This is a genomic window from Halioglobus sp. HI00S01 (assembly GCF_001635445.1).
Taxonomy (GTDB): domain Bacteria; phylum Pseudomonadota; class Gammaproteobacteria; order Pseudomonadales; family Halieaceae; genus Halioglobus; species Halioglobus japonicus.
This window is the reverse complement of record NZ_LWEE01000136.1, coordinates 1-215: the sequence shown is the minus strand read 5'-3', so window position 1 is coordinate 215 and position 215 is coordinate 1. Positions and strand designations below refer to the sequence as shown.

The window sequence follows — 215 nt, the reverse complement described above, 5'->3', positions numbered from 1 at the left end:
CTTCGCGAGAGCTTGTGTAGTCTGCAGATGGAGTTGCGTTCGGTAGGACAAGACCTCCTGTATGAGAAGGGCTATCTGCATCAGGTAATACCTCGTCTAGCAGCTCACTTCAATGTCGCACGCATCAATATCGCTTCGGTTCCTGGCGTCCATGAACAGGCCTCGGTGGAGCGGCTGAAACACTCTTTGAGTGTTCCACTCAACGTGTTGCCAGG

The 215-nt window shown here is 53.0% G+C and carries 1 protein-coding gene; it reads left to right on the top strand.

Annotated elements, in window-relative coordinates:
* Positions 1-27: 27 nt before the first annotated feature.
* The coding region (locus A3709_RS23345) for a hypothetical protein (RefSeq protein ID WP_231871199.1) at positions 28-215 on the top strand (188 nt) is incomplete at its 3' end.